Genomic DNA, 13,194 nt, shown 5'->3' with positions numbered 1-13,194 from the left:
GTGGCGGACAGGCTCAGGATCGTCCATTGCTTTCGCTCACCCGTCGGAGGAATTTTCCGGCATGTGCGCGACCTGGCCGAGGCGCAGGTCGCCGCCGGGCATTCGGTCGGCATCGTCTGCGATTCGACGACGGGCGGCGCGTTCGAGGAACATTTGTTCGAGCAGATGAAGGGCATGCTGGCGCTCGGCATTCATCGCACGCCGATGCAGCGCCATGTCGGTCCCGGCGACCTTGCCTCGGCTTGGCGCACATACAGGATCATCAAGGAATTGCGGCCGGACGTACTGCATGGGCACGGCGCCAAGGGTGGCGCCTATGCCCGTCTGTTCGGCTCTTTGTTGCGGGTATCAAGGTCTCGCGTAGCCCGCCTTTATTCGCCGCATGGCGGCTCGCTCCACTATGACGAGAGCACGGTCATCGGAAAGCTGTTCTTCGCGCTCGAGCGCTTCATGGCTCGCTTCACCGACTATCTGCTGTTTGTCTCGGACTATGAGCGGCGGACCTATCGCCACAAGGTTGGCGAGCCGCCCATTCCCAACACCCTCGTCTATAACGGCCTGCGCGCCACTGAATTCGAGCCGGTGATCACCGAGCCGGACGCAGCCGACCTGCTTTATATCGGCATGATGCGCGACCTGAAGGGACCGGATATCTTCATCGACGCATTGGCCCTCGCCGGCCCACAGTTCGGCCGCGCACTGACCGCGGTGATGGTCGGCGACGGCGACGACCTTGCGCGTTACCACGGGCAAGTGAAACGCCTCGGGCTCGAGCGCCATGTCCGCTTCCTGCCGCCGATGCCGGCCAGGGAGGCCTTTGCCCTTGCCGCGCTTATCATCGTTCCCTCGCGCGCCGAAGCCATGCCCTATATCGTCCTGGAAACGCTTGCCGCGGGAAAGCCGATGATCGCAACCGCGGTCGGCGGCATCCCGGAGATATTCGACACCGGTTCCCCTGCCCTGATCCGACCTGACCCGATCGAGCTCGCCGACAGGATGAGCCAGGCGCTGGCCGACCCGGTCGCCTATCGCGACCTGATGCCCGATAGCGCCAACCTCAAGGCACGCTTCGGCGCCGATGTGATGGCCGCCGACATCGAGAAGGCCTATTTCGCCGCGCTCGACAGGTAGGCACAGGGCCAAGCCGTTCCAAAGCCATACGTTGTTTCAAGGGTTTCTTAGCTCTCTTTTGCTATGACCATGGGGAAGTTTGCGGAAAGCCCTCATGAACGAGATCGACCCCGCGCGCCGCTTTTCAGCAGAGGCGGTGCGTAAATTCGACGGCCCGGCCGACGGCGACACGCCAAGCGGCATGAACGATGTCGCCCGCCAGGTCGCCTCGCAATACCGGCGCGATACGATGTCGCCGATCATGGTCAGCGGTGTCCTGCGCATGGTCGAATTCGGCTTGCTGTTCCTGTCCGGGCTCGCCGTCTATTTCCACTATGTCGGTTTCTTCAACTATCTCGCCTGGCAATATCCGGTGACGATCGCAGCCGGCTCGTTCCTTGCCGTGGTGCTGCTCGACGTCACCGACTGCTACCAGATCGTCGCCCTGATGCGGCCCATCGCCAACTTCGGCCGCGTGCTGCTGGTCTGGGCCGGCACATTCGCCCTGATGGCGCTGACGGCATTCGTCATGAAGATGTCGCAGGACTATTCGCGCCTATTGTTCGGCAGTTGGTTCGTCATCGGCTTCGTTCTCATCTTCGGCCTCAGGCTGGTGATGTCGAAGCTGATCCGGGCCTGGGCGCGCGATGGCCGCATGGAGCGGCGCGCCGTCATCGTCGGCGGCGGCAAGGCGGCGGAAATCCTGATCCGCTCGGTCGAAAAGCAGCCCTACAACGATATCCGCATCTGCGGCATCTTCGACGATCGCGGCGACAAGCGCTCGCCGCCCATCGTCGCCGGCTACCCCAAGCTCGGCACCATTTCGGAACTGATCGAGTTCGCCCGCATCGCCCGCATCGACATGCTGATCGTATCGCTGCCGCTGACCGCCGAATCGCGGGTGCTGCAGCTGCTGAAGAAGCTGTGGGTGCTGCCGGTCGACATCCGGCTGTCGGCACATTCCAACGCGCTGCAGTTTCGCCCGCGCGCCTATTCCTACATCGGCGCGGTGCCGATGCTCGACATCTTCGACAAGCCGATCAACGACTGGGATTCGGTCGCCAAACGCGCCTTCGACATCGTCTTCAGCCTGATCGGCATCGTCGTGTTCTCGCCGGTCATGCTGGCGACCGCCATCGCCATCAAGCTCGACAGCAAGGGGCCGGTGCTGTTCCATCAGAAGCGGCACGGCTTCAACAACGAGATCATCGAGGTCTACAAGTTCCGTTCGATGTATACGGACAAGGCCGACCCGACCGCCAAGCAGACGGTGACCAAGAACGATCCTCGCGTCACCCGCGTCGGCCGCTTCATCCGCAAGACCTCGATCGACGAGCTGCCGCAGTTCTTCAACTCGCTGCTCGGTTCGCTGTCGCTGGTCGGCCCGCGTCCGCATGCCATCGCGGCGCAATCGCACAACCTGCTCTACAACGAGGTCGTCGACGGCTATTTCGCCCGCCACAAGGTCAAGCCCGGCGTCACAGGCTGGGCGCAGATCAATGGCTGGCGCGGCGAGATGGACACCAACGAGAAGATCCGCATGCGGACCGAGTATGATCTCTACTACATCGAGAACTGGTCGCTGCTGTTCGATTTGCGGATCCTGTTCCTGACGCCGCTCCGGCTGCTCAATACGGAAAACGCCTATTGAGTGCGATCAGCCATGATCTGCCGCGCGCGGCGGTCAACGCCAAGCTGGTCGCGCTGATTTCGTCGGGCGCGGTCTTCCTCGGCATTCTGCTGTCGGGCTTCGTCATCAGCGAGCCGGCGCCCTATGAGCTCTACATGGCCGGGCTGATCGCCATCTGGGCGCTTTTCGGCCTGAGGATTTCCCGCGCGGCCACGCCCTTATTGGTGCTGCTGGTGACGATGAACATCGGCGGCATGATCTCCATGACGCAGATGGCGGACCTCGCCAACACGCCGCTCTATCTCGCCGTGTCGCTGTTTCTCGCCTTCAGCGCGGTGTTCTTCGCATCGATCACCGCCGTACAGCCGAGCCTCTACCGGCTGATCTTCATTGCCTATGTGGTCTCGGCAGTGGCCACATCGCTGCTTGGCATTGCAGGCTATTTCCATGCCTTTCCGGGCGCGGAGATGTTCACCAAATACGATCGCGCCGCCGGCGCCTTCCAGGACCCGAACGTGTTCGGCCCGTTCCTGGTGCTGCCCGGCATCTATCTGCTCTATCTGCTTTTGACCGGACCGGCGACACGCATGCCGCTGCTGGCGGTGCCGCTGCTGATCATCACCGCCGGCATCTTCTTCTCCTTCTCGCGCGGCGCCTGGGGCATGTTCACCGTCTCGGCCGTCCTGCTCACCGGCTGCCTGTTCCTGCAGAGCGCCAGCGGCAAGTTCCGGCTGCGTGTGGTGGTGATGACGATGGCCGCACTGGCGCTGCTGGTCGTCGCCATGATCGTCATCCTGCAGCTGCCCGGCGTGTCGGAGATGTTCTCCAACCGTGCCCAGCTCGAACAGAGCTACGACACCGCCCGCCTCGGCCGCTTCGCCCGCTACGGCATCGGCTTCCAGATGGCGATGGAGCATCCGTTTGGCATCGGCCCGCTGGTCTTCGGCACGATCTTCGGTGAAGACACCCACGATATCTGGCTGAAGATGCTGATGGATTATGGCTGGCTCGGCTTCGTGTCGTTCCTGGCGCTCGTCTTGTGGACGATAGCAGCCGGCTTCCGCATCCTGCTGCGCGACCGGCCGTGGCAGCCCTATCTCCTGTGCGCCTACGTCGCCTTCATCGGCAATATAGGGCTGGGCACCTTCATCGACATCGACCACTGGCGCCATGTCTACCTGCTGCTCGGCCTGATCTGGGGCGCCATCGCGCTGGAATACCGCCATCAACTGCTGTTTCGGCCTGCCTTGCAGGGCTCGCCGGCACCGGCAATCGCAGCGGGATAAAAGTCGCGGAATTCGGTTGACCCGCACGGGGTTATCACGATACATCGCGACCGGTCCGGAGTGTAGCGCAGCCCGGTAGCGCACTTGACTGGGGGTCAAGGGGTCGTCGGTTCGAATCCGGCCACTCCGACCATTTCAAAGCAGGACTTGCCCCCAAAAGTCCTTTCCGCCTTTCCACGAGACACCTTTCCGGACACCCGAAGGGTAGCACAGACCAAAAGTTCCAGCTCTTCGACACGAATTGAGGCTGTCGGCGGCACGAGATGGAAGCCGATTGGCGCGTTGAATCGCTTGAAACCTTGAGTTCAACTCGATTCACGAATGTGTGGCAGTTTCACAACGCTCATATTCCAAACGTTTCCAATCACATGGAAGCGCTTTTCAAGCTTGGGCTGGTGTGTAGATTAAGCAGCGTAGAATCTTGGGGATATCATGAAGACGATCATTCTCTCTTCAGCACTGCTTTTGGCCCTCACGGGCGGGGCGCTTGCCGCCGACCCGATCATCAATGTGCCATCGCAGGATGTGGCGCCTGCCGGTTTCATCTGGACTGGGGGCTATGTGGGTATCGTCGCCGGGGTGAACTACCTGAAGGGTGATTTCGACATCCCGAACTATGATCCTTCCGGCTACAATGCCGACAACACGTCAGCCGAAATTGGTGGCAAAGTCGGATACAATTATCAGTTCGCGAACAATTTCGTACTCGGCGGCGAGGCATCGCTGGTTGCAGTTTTCAACGAGGGTGCGGACAGTACGTTTGATGACGAAGAGATCAATGTACACACGGACTGGCAAGCTCACATTGTTGCAAAGGTTGGCTACGCGGCAGATAGGTTCATGCCTTATGTAAAGGGCGGCATCGCTTTTCTGCACGCAAATGACGTCTTCTATTCCACCACGGGGGATCGCAGCGATCCTCAAAGCCGAACCTACATTGGCTGGACCATTGGCGCTGGTGTCGACTATGCGCTCAACGAGAAGTGGATTGTCGGCGTCGATTATGCATATGCTCATTTCGGCAGTCACGATTTTGCGAACGACCAGCTTGGGCCAACCATCTTGAAGCCAAGCACCCATACGGTTTCCGCGAGCTTGAGCTACAAATTCTGATCGGCATGGTAGGCTGTGACTGCCGTCGTCAGCCGGTGTCCGTGCCAGCTGTTCACGCCCAATCTGGGACCTCAACCTAGCCCTGACAGACATCCACCCATTCAGCGCCGGTGAGATCGACCATGCGCTGCGGTGCAATCCGCACCGCGGCGTTGGTGGCGCCTGCCGCAGGCACCACTTCGTCAAACTCGCGCAGCGATACGTCGCAATAGACCGGCAGCGGCGCCGGCAGGCCGAACGGGCAGACGCCGCCGACCGGGTGGCTGGTCGCTTCGACAACCTCGGCGGCGTCGAGCATGCGCGGCTTGCCGCCGAACTGGTCCTTGAATTTGCGGTTGTCCAGTCTGGCGATGCCGCTGGTCACCACCAGCATGGTGCGGTCGCCGACGCGCAGGCAGATCGTCTTGGCGATCTGGGCCGGCAGCACGCCATGCGCCTCGGCCGCCAACATCACCGTCGCCGAGCTCGCTTCCGTGACAACGACGTCGATATCGGGCGCGTGGGTGGCGAAGAAGGCACGAACGGATTCCAGGCTCATATCGAAAACCCATGGCTCAAAAAGCTTGATGGACGGCAGATTGCGGTTCGGCAGCCGGGGGCCGCCGCGCGTATAAGCACGTGCGGCATACAAATCGGCAAGCCCCAGGCTGAAGCAGACGCTGCGGCAGGTACAAAGAAACCCGCCAAGGAGCCTTGGCGGGTTCTCTGGAATCCGTGGTGCGGATCTAAGCCAGCGATCGACCTTGCGCCGCCGGCGTCGGCGCAGCCGGGGTGATCAGAGCCTCCTGGGGAAGGTGAAGCGCGGACACAATACGACGCAGCTTCGACGGGTCGGTCACTCTGCCGCTTTCGATATCCTCAATCTCGTCCACCGCCAGGCCGCATGTCAGGGAGAGCTCTTCCACGCTGTAACCGCGGGTCTCCCGCATCGCTCTGAGGGTGTTGTAATCTGGCCCGCTCCCGTTGGTTGCCGGTTCGGAGAGGGGTTCGCTTTTCGCATTATGGGGCATTGGCAACTCCATGACTGAAAGAGTTTGATCAAATGAGGAGTGTTGCCTGAGACGGTCGGGAAGATGCCCTCTCGCCGGCGATTTGCCAAGAGCCAAAAGGGCCGTCACGGGATCGTGAACCAGGTGCCTGGCGCGGCCCTCTCGCGCACACGTCGCGATCAAGTTGTTTTGAAGAAGCGATTGGCCTTTTGCCGGCAGTTTCGCCGCGCCCATTCGTTATCTCCGGGTCGCTGGCGTGAAACCATCCGGTTCCAGCCGGCTCGTTCCCGGAAGGATCTTTGCAATGAACTTGAAGACAGTCATGGTCGTGCTCGGCACGATTTCCAGCCTTTCCGTCGCCGGCGCAGGCGCCGCCCAGGCCGCAGACGCGCTGCGTGTGCGCGGCACGGTGGTCAGTTTCGAACCCACGCTGCTCACCGTGAAAACCCGCCAGGGCGATACCGATGCGATCAAGCTCAAGGCTGGCTGGAAGATCTCGGGCGTCGCCAACGCCTCGGCAAAGGACATCAAGCAGGGCGATTTCCTCGGCATTGCCTCTGTTTCGAAAGCGGATGGCGGCAGCGGCGCCCTGGAGGTGGTGGTCTTTCCGGCCGCGCTGAAAGGCACTGGCGAAGGCGATCGTCCCTGGGACCTGCAGCCAAACAGCCGGATGACCAACGGCACCGTCGCCGACGTTACCGATATAAGCGGGCGATCCGTCACCCTGACCTATGACAATGGCCAGACCAAGAAGATTTCGATCCCCGACACCACGCCCGTCGTGACCTTCGCGCCGGCGACGCCTACCGACCTCAAGCCGGGTGCGACGGTCTTCGTCACCGCTGAGCGGGGCAGCGACGGCGCACTGAGCGCCAGCCGCGTCGTGGTCGGAACCAACGGCGTCGTGCCACCGATGTAGTCGAACAGGCGGCCGATGGCCGCCTCTCGATCTTGCCGTGCATGGTGACGGGAGGCTGGATTGGGCAGAAACAGTCCAGAAACAAAATTCTACAATCGGGAAATACTGACGAAAAAATTCAGGCGCGTAATTCCATTCGCGGCGGCCGGGCTATCGCCCCGATCCATATGCGCCCGCGAAACAAAAGGAAACCATCCATGAAGAAGTCCCTCCTCTCGGCCCTCGGGCTTGCAGTTGCATTGGCTTTCACGGTGCCCGTCATCGGCGCGACGAGCGCGGATGCGGCCCCGATGGCCAAGCATCATCGTCACCACCATCATCATCGCCACCATGTCCGCCACCACCATCATCACCGCCACCACCACCATGTGATCGGAAACAAGGCCTAAGCTCCGCAGACCGCCACCGAGAAGACCGGCCTTGGCTTCTTGTCCAAGGCCGGTCTTCTCGGCCCCGCGAGGCTCGATCGCGGAAGACTGTTCACGCAAGTCCAGCCCCCCTACGCCGGTGAGATCGTCGTCTATCCCGGCGCTGGCTATTGCACGACCACCAATCCGGCGTTCGCCGGCGAAATTGAGCGGCTCCGGCGGCTCGACCAATCCGCATTCCTGCGCCGGCCGCACAGAGATGCGGGGCGCCCGCCGACGCGCTCCTCGCCAGATGCCGGAGCGACGACAGACATAGCCGACCGCAAGGAAAATAAACGGATCGCCCTGAGGCGAGCTGTCACTTCTTGCTTCTTATCCCTGGGATTGGGTTTTAGAATTCAGCGCCGGCTGAACAGCAGACTGGCGACAAGACCGAGCACCACAAGGCCTACCGCCGCGGCAGCCGCCGGATGGTCGCGGGCCGACCTCTCGATCACCCTGCCCTGTTTACGGATTGCCGGCATGGCGTCGCGCAGGCGCCCGGCAAGATCGGAATAGGTGTCCAGCGCGGCATCGCGACCGTCCTCGTAATACGCGCCGCCTCGCCTTGCCACGGCCCTCTTCAAGCTGGCCAGTTCCTTGGTAAGAGCCGCGACCTGCCTGTCGAGATCGATGTCGGAGAGGGTCGAAAATGATGCCATTGGTATGTTTCCTTCACTTGCAGAAGGAAGCGTAACGCCTCACCGGAAGACGGGTTCCGGCTTTCGAACTGTCGATGCCGCGTCGGGCCGCGGTCAGCGCACCTGGTCAAGCAGGCGCTTGCATTCCAGGAGGTCGAACAGCGCCTCCTGCAGCAAGGCCCTGTTGTCGCGCGAGAGTTTCGACGCATCCGGCTGCACCGGACCCTCCTCGTCGCTCTTGCCCAGGCCGAAAAAGCGGCGGCTGGGTTTGACGCGGGGCTGGCCAACCAGTTCGTCGTCCATGCCGCGCGGCTGGGCCGCAGGCGTCAGCGGCACCTGATCGGCCTGCTTTCGCTGCGAGATCGCCTCTACGGCGGCCATGTCGCCATTGCCGATGGCAACCAGGAAATGGTTGCCGTTCTCGCGCAACAGCTTCTGCACGCCCTTGATGGTGTAGCCCTGGTCGTAGAGCATGTGGCGGATGCCCTTGATCAGCTCGACATCCTGCGGCCGGTAGTAACGACGGCCGCCGCCGCGCTTCATCGGCTTGATCTGGTTGAAACGCGTTTCCCAGAAGCGCAGCACATGCTGCGGCAGATCGAGATCTTCGGCGACCTCGCTGATGGTACGAAAGGCGTCGGGGCTCTTGTCCATGGGCGAATCCTCACGCTGGACGATGATCCGGCCTACCTGCCGAATCGGGGCTTATTTCAGCGGTTTATGAAGCAATATTCAAGCCCGGCGTCATGGCGGCGACGGTTTTCAACCGCGCAGTAGGACTACTTGCCGCTTTTGGCCTTGCCGCTCTGATGGGAGCGCAAGATACGGCTCTTCAGCACATTCGACGACTTGAAGGTCATCACCCGACGCGGCAGGATCGGCACTTCCTCGCCGGTCTTGGGATTGCGGCCGATGCGTTCGTTCTTGGAGCGGACGTGGAATGTCGCGAAGGACGACAGCTTCACCGTTTCGCCGCGCACGATGGCTTCGCAGATTTCATCCAGCACCGCTTCGACGAGTTCGGCCGATTCAGTGCGCGACAGGCCGACCTTCCGGTAAACTGCCTCGGCAAGGTCGGCGCGCGTAAGTGTCTTTCCCCCCATGCGACCGTCCCATCAGCTCAAAACATAAAATTCGGCACAACAACGGCAGAGCCTAAGTAATTGATCCGTCAAGGTCAAGGACCGAAACTGGACCGTTCGGCACTTACCAGCGAACCAGGACAGCGCCCCAGGTGAAGCCACCGCCCATCGCTTCCAGGAGGACGAGATCGCCCTTCTTGATGCGGCCGTCGGCGACGGCCACCGACAGCGCCAACGGCACGGAAGCAGCCGAGGTGTTACCGTGCAAATCGACCGTAACCACCACCTTTTGCTCAGCTATCCCGAGCTTCTTGGCGGAAGCGTCAATAATTCGTTTATTGGCCTGGTGGGGCACGAACCAGTCGAGATCATCGGCTGAGATACCCGCTTGCGCGAACGTCGCCTCGATCACGTCGGTGATCATGCCGACCGCATGCTTGAAGACTTCGCGGCCCTCCATCCGGAGGTGGCCGACCGTACCCGTGGTCGACGGCCCGCCGTCGACGAAAAGCTTGTCCTTGTGCGTGCCGTCGGAGCGCAGGCTGGCCGCCAGAACGCCATGGTCGGCGATCGCGCCCGTCCCCTCGCCTGCTTCCAGGATCATGGCACCGGCGCCGTCGCCGAACAGCACACAGGTCGAGCGGTCGCTCCAATCGAGGATGCGCGAGAATGTTTCCGAACCGATCACCAGGACACGCTTGGCCAGGCCGCCGCGGATGTAGAGATCGGCGGTGGTCACGGCATAGACGAAGCCCGAACAGACCGCCTGCAGGTCGAAGGCAAAGCCGTGATGCATGCCGAGCCGGTTTTGGATCTCGACGGCAGTGGCCGGGAATGTGTTGTTGGGCGTCGAGGTCGCCAGCACGATCAGATCGATGTCGACTGGCGTGAGGCCGGCATTGGCAAGTGCGGCACGTGCCGCTGCTTCCCCCAGCGAAGCCGTGGTCTCGTCGTCACCAGCGATATGGCGCTGGCGAATACCGGTACGCTGGGCGATCCACTCATCGGAGGTCTCGACCATGCCTTCGAAATCGGCATTCTTCATGATTCGGCGGGGCAGCGCGGCGCCCGTGCCGCGCACGACTGATCTGATCAAAGTTCTTTCCTATTCCTTTGCGTCGGTGACGACGTCGGATTTCCTAGATGACAGGGCACGCGGGTTGCGCGCATGAAACAGGTCCAGATCGGCCTCGATGCGGTCGAGGAGGTTGTTGCGGACCATGTCATAGCCGAGTTCGATCGCGGCGGCGAACCCATCAGAATCAGCACCGCCATGGCTTTTGACGACGATGCCGCTCAACCCCAGGAAAACGCCACCGTTGGACCGGCCGACATCCATCTTTTCGCGCAGGCGATCGAAGGCGCCCTTGGCGAAGATGTAGCCGATCCTGGCCATCAGAGTCCGGCTCATCGCCGCGCGCAGATAGCCACCGATCTGGCGCACCGTGCCTTCCGCCGTCTTCAGCGCGATGTTGCCGGCAAAGCCTTCGGTGACGACGACGTCGACCACGCCCTTGCCGATATCGTCACCCTCGACGAAACCGTGATAGTTCATCGAGGCCATGTTGGCTTCGCGCAGCATGCGCCCGGCCTCCTTGACCTCTTCCTGGCCCTTGATCTCCTCGACGCCGACATTGAGCAGGCCGACGCTGGGCCGGGCTATGCCGAAGACCGAGCGCGCCATGCCGGTGCCGAGAATGGCAAAATCAATGAGCTGTTGCGCATCGGCTCCAATGGTCGCACCGACGTCCAGCACCACGCTTTCGCCGCGCAATGTTGGCCAAAGGGCTGCGATTGCTGGGCGATCGATGGTGGCCATGGTGCGCAGGCAAAATTTCGACATCGCCATCAGCGCGCCGGTGTTGCCGGCGGAAATGCAGGCGTCGGCTGTGCCGGCCTTGACCGCTTCGACGGCCTTCCACATCGATGACTTCCAGCGGCCGTGGCGCAGCGCCTGGCTCGGCTTGTCGTCCATCCTGACCGCAACTTCGCAATGGAAGAATTCGCTGATCTCGGCGAGCTTGGGAAATTTGGCAAGTTCGGGGCGCACGACTTCCTCACGCCCGAAGATGACGAAGCGGATGTCGGGACGACGGGTCGCGACCGTCATGAGCGCTGGTATGACCACGGCTGGTCCGTGATCGCCGCCCATGGCATCGATGGAAATCCTGATCACGCGGTATTTATCTCACGGTTAGGCGGCAGGTCGCTTGAGCGACCGCGAAGGTTCGGCGAAAATAACGGTTTTGGGCTGCCGCACAACCGACTTTTCCGTCGCGGGCGAGCTTTTCAGGATTTTCCCAGCAAGGATCGCAGTTTTTGCTGAAATTCATTCTCCGCCGGTTCGGTCTCGCTGCCGGCATTGAGCGATGCGCCCTGCTTACGCGGATAGGGGTCGATGGCGAGCCCGAAATACTGTTCGGCGAGTGCCCCGACATCGATCGTGTCACCGGAAAATGTCTCTGGACTGTCAGGGCCTTCCGCATCGAGCAGGATCTCGCCGCCACCATCGAAGCCCTGCCGTCCGAGCTTGGAATCCTCGGGCAGCAGCAGCGCTTCGACCGGTTCGTCGATATGTGCTTCGACAGGCTCGAGCGTGACGATGCAGGCCTGAGTGATGTCGGCCTCGACGCGGCCGCTGATCTTCACGCCATTGCGCTTCCATGACGCGACCAGAAGCTCGGCGCGATAGGATTCGACCGAAATCAGCCCGTGCTCCTCGGCCAGTGCCGCACGCTGTGCGGCATCGGCCTCGATAACCAGCGGCAGGCCCTTCTGCGGCAGGCGCGTAATGTTGGCGCGGAAGGAGACCGGGCTTTGCGGGTCAACATGCTTCATTGTTCAACCTCCTTGGCGGCGGGAAAGGTCAGCGTGCCGGAGACAATCGATTCGGATGGCTGCGCGGCCAGATGACTGCGCGCGTCGGTAACATAGTTGGCCAGCAGCGATGCTTCCGCCCAGGCGCCCGTGTCGGGCCGGACATTGCGGGCAAGAGCCGCGGTCAGCCCGTCATGGTCGTTTCTTTCCAGGGCATCATCATAGGCAGCGGTACGGCCATAAAACATCTTTGCCAGTTTTTTCATGCGTTTGGGCACGCCAACGTCGCCAATGCCCAATTCCCGCAACGAATGGTCGACGTCAAGGAAGAACTCGTCGATCAGCACCTGGGCGACCTCTTGCGCCGCACCGCTCTCCCCGCGCAACCTGTGCTGGAACAGGAACATGTGCAGCGACAGCATCTCGAAACGGCCAAGCGGCGTATCTGGCACATTCCAGTGGGAATAAAACACAGTCTGCCGCGCCGCCGCCACGATTTGTGCGTAAAGCGCCTCGGTGATAGCGCGGTTGGCGTAGCGTTCGCGGCCAAAAAAGCGCTGGAACATTGGGGATGGTCTCCTGGGGACCGTTTGTTGAAGTGGGCTTGTTGCATCGGCAAGCAAGCTGGTTTACCGGTTTCGCGGCCCAGCGCAAGTTGCGGCCAGCTAATGGAGTTGTTGTTGCGCGCGCTGAATTTCAAGTCGACCTTCTCGTCCAGGCCCGCCGGCGCGATCTCGCTGCTGATGATCGTTTCGGCACTGTCCGCCTGCCACACCTCCAAGATGATGGGCGATCTCAGCCCGAGCGAGACGCTGACGCAAGGTTACGTCATAGACCAGCAGGCAATCGACCTGGTGCCGGTCGGTTCGAGCCGCGAGCAGGTGCTTCTGGCGCTCGGCACGCCGTCGACGACCGCGACCTTCGACAACGAGGCATTCTATTACATTTCGCAGACGCGCAAGCGCTACGTCGCCTTCGACAAGCCACGGCTCATTGACCAGCATGTGCTGGCTGTCTATTTCGGCGCCGATGGCCGTGTCACCCAGATCGCCAATTACGGGAAGAAGGATGGCAAGATGTTCGACTTCATCTCGCGCACCACACCGACCGGCGGCAAGGACCAGAACTTCCTCAGCCAGGTCATCAACGGTGCCAGCAAGCTGGCGCCCGGCATTCCCGGCGGCGGCGTCTAGTTCCCTT

General features: G+C 61.7%; 16 protein-coding genes and 1 tRNA gene. 7 read left to right on the top strand and 10 right to left on the bottom strand.

Annotated features, from left to right (window positions below; translation table 11 throughout):
• From NP503_RS08760 to NP503_RS08740, 5 genes are all read left to right on the top strand, one after another.
• Entirely contained in the window at positions 1–1,131 is a 1,131-nt protein-coding gene (locus NP503_RS08760; protein WP_127267066.1) for a glycosyltransferase family 4 protein, read from the top strand.
• Positions 1,132–1,225: 94 nt separating this feature from the next.
• Positions 1,226–2,761, top strand: a complete 1,536-nt coding sequence (locus tag NP503_RS08755) for an undecaprenyl-phosphate glucose phosphotransferase (protein ID WP_127267065.1) — start codon at positions 1,226–1,228, stop codon at positions 2,759–2,761.
• Positions 2,758–4,026 (top strand): O-antigen ligase, encoded by a 1,269-nt coding sequence (locus NP503_RS08750; protein ID WP_127267064.1) that lies wholly within the window; start codon positions 2,758–2,760, stop codon positions 4,024–4,026. Before NP503_RS08755 ends, NP503_RS08750 begins: the two co-directional genes overlap by 4 nt.
• A gap of 56 nt (positions 4,027–4,082) precedes the next feature.
• Positions 4,083–4,159, top strand: a tRNA-Pro gene (locus NP503_RS08745).
• Positions 4,160–4,458: 299 nt separating this feature from the next.
• Positions 4,459–5,139 carry an outer membrane protein gene (locus NP503_RS08740; protein ID WP_127267063.1) on the top strand — a complete coding sequence of 227 codons (681 nt, stop codon included), beginning with the start codon at positions 4,459–4,461 and terminating at the stop codon, positions 5,137–5,139.
• 76 nt (positions 5,140–5,215) lie between these two features.
• Here the strand turns inward: NP503_RS08740 and NP503_RS08735 are convergent, their stop codons facing one another.
• The gene (locus tag NP503_RS08735) at positions 5,216–5,677 is read right to left on the bottom strand and encodes a YbaK/EbsC family protein (RefSeq protein WP_127267062.1); all 462 of its coding nucleotides are present in this window, start codon (positions 5,675–5,677) and stop codon (positions 5,216–5,218) included.
• Between the two features lie 187 nt (positions 5,678–5,864).
• Positions 5,865–6,362: a helix-turn-helix domain-containing protein gene (locus NP503_RS33385; protein ID WP_372958878.1), complete on the bottom strand. Its 498-nt coding sequence runs from the start codon at positions 6,360–6,362 to the stop codon at positions 5,865–5,867.
• 70 nt (positions 6,363–6,432) lie between these two features.
• Here NP503_RS33385 and NP503_RS08725 point away from each other — a divergent pair, with 70 nt between their 5' ends.
• The gene (locus tag NP503_RS08725) at positions 6,433–7,047 is read left to right on the top strand and encodes a hypothetical protein (protein ID WP_127272079.1); all 615 of its coding nucleotides are present in this window, start codon (positions 6,433–6,435) and stop codon (positions 7,045–7,047) included.
• 89 nt (positions 7,048–7,136) lie between these two features.
• On the opposite strand, the gene NP503_RS08720 is transcribed toward NP503_RS08725, so the two are convergent.
• The 8 genes from NP503_RS08720 to NP503_RS08685 form a co-directional block, all read right to left on the bottom strand.
• Positions 7,137–7,646 carry a hypothetical protein gene (locus NP503_RS08720; protein ID WP_164748806.1) on the bottom strand — a complete coding sequence of 170 codons (510 nt, stop codon included), beginning with the start codon at positions 7,644–7,646 and terminating at the stop codon, positions 7,137–7,139.
• Positions 7,647–7,813: 167 nt separating this feature from the next.
• Complete coding sequence (locus NP503_RS08715) at positions 7,814–8,116, bottom strand: hypothetical protein (protein WP_127270978.1); 303 nt, start codon at positions 8,114–8,116, stop codon at positions 7,814–7,816.
• A gap of 93 nt (positions 8,117–8,209) precedes the next feature.
• Positions 8,210–8,749 (bottom strand): MerR family transcriptional regulator, encoded by a 540-nt coding sequence (locus NP503_RS08710; protein ID WP_127270980.1) that lies wholly within the window; start codon positions 8,747–8,749, stop codon positions 8,210–8,212.
• 125 nt (positions 8,750–8,874) lie between these two features.
• The gene (locus NP503_RS08705) at positions 8,875–9,198 is read right to left on the bottom strand and encodes an integration host factor subunit alpha (RefSeq protein ID WP_013532231.1); all 324 of its coding nucleotides are present in this window, start codon (positions 9,196–9,198) and stop codon (positions 8,875–8,877) included.
• A gap of 103 nt (positions 9,199–9,301) precedes the next feature.
• Positions 9,302–10,273, bottom strand: a complete 972-nt coding sequence (locus NP503_RS08700; protein ID WP_127272084.1) for a beta-ketoacyl-ACP synthase III — start codon at positions 10,271–10,273, stop codon at positions 9,302–9,304.
• A 9-nt stretch (positions 10,274–10,282) separates the two neighbouring features.
• Positions 10,283–11,353, bottom strand: coding sequence for a phosphate acyltransferase PlsX (gene plsX, locus NP503_RS08695; RefSeq protein ID WP_127272087.1), 1,071 nt, complete (start codon positions 11,351–11,353; stop codon positions 10,283–10,285).
• A gap of 113 nt (positions 11,354–11,466) precedes the next feature.
• Positions 11,467–12,015 (bottom strand): DUF177 domain-containing protein, encoded by a 549-nt coding sequence (locus NP503_RS08690; RefSeq protein ID WP_027162417.1) that lies wholly within the window; start codon positions 12,013–12,015, stop codon positions 11,467–11,469.
• Positions 12,012–12,560 carry a ubiquinol-cytochrome C chaperone family protein gene (locus NP503_RS08685; RefSeq protein WP_127267861.1) on the bottom strand — a complete coding sequence of 183 codons (549 nt, stop codon included), beginning with the start codon at positions 12,558–12,560 and terminating at the stop codon, positions 12,012–12,014. Before NP503_RS08685 ends, NP503_RS08690 begins: the two co-directional genes overlap by 4 nt.
• Before the next feature lie 114 nt (positions 12,561–12,674).
• On the opposite strand from NP503_RS08685, the gene NP503_RS08680 reads away from it, so the two are divergent.
• The gene (locus NP503_RS08680) at positions 12,675–13,187 is read left to right on the top strand and encodes an outer membrane protein assembly factor BamE (protein WP_127267855.1); all 513 of its coding nucleotides are present in this window, start codon (positions 12,675–12,677) and stop codon (positions 13,185–13,187) included.
• Positions 13,188–13,194 lie beyond the last annotated feature (7 nt).

The sequence above is a fragment of the Mesorhizobium sp. SEMIA396 genome, assembly GCF_024518615.1.
Classification (GTDB): Bacteria; Pseudomonadota; Alphaproteobacteria; order Rhizobiales; family Rhizobiaceae; genus Mesorhizobium.
The sequence above is the reverse complement of the archived record's forward strand: the minus strand, read 5'-3'. Positions and strand labels throughout refer to the sequence as shown.

Coding starts and splice junctions, on each gene's coding strand:
- NP503_RS08705 (WP_013532231.1), bottom strand. CDS start 9,198: ATGGGGGGAAAGACACTTACGCGCGCCGACCTTGCCGAGGCAGTTTAC.
- NP503_RS08710 (WP_127270980.1), bottom strand. CDS start 8,749: ATGGACAAGAGCCCCGACGCCTTTCGTACCATCAGCGAGGTCGCCGAA.
- NP503_RS08685 (WP_127267861.1), bottom strand. CDS start 12,560: ATGTTCCAGCGCTTTTTTGGCCGCGAACGCTACGCCAACCGCGCTATC.
- NP503_RS08735 (WP_127267062.1), bottom strand. CDS start 5,677: ATGAGCCTGGAATCCGTTCGTGCCTTCTTCGCCACCCACGCGCCCGAT.
- NP503_RS08725 (WP_127272079.1), top strand. CDS start 6,433: ATGAACTTGAAGACAGTCATGGTCGTGCTCGGCACGATTTCCAGCCTT.
- NP503_RS08690 (WP_027162417.1), bottom strand. CDS start 12,015: ATGAAGCATGTTGACCCGCAAAGCCCGGTCTCCTTCCGCGCCAACATT.
- NP503_RS33385 (WP_372958878.1), bottom strand. CDS start 6,362: ATGGGCGCGGCGAAACTGCCGGCAAAAGGCCAATCGCTTCTTCAAAAC.
- NP503_RS08715 (WP_127270978.1), bottom strand. CDS start 8,116: ATGGCATCATTTTCGACCCTCTCCGACATCGATCTCGACAGGCAGGTC.
- NP503_RS08755 (WP_127267065.1), top strand. CDS start 1,226: ATGAACGAGATCGACCCCGCGCGCCGCTTTTCAGCAGAGGCGGTGCGT.
- NP503_RS08740 (WP_127267063.1), top strand. CDS start 4,459: ATGAAGACGATCATTCTCTCTTCAGCACTGCTTTTGGCCCTCACGGGC.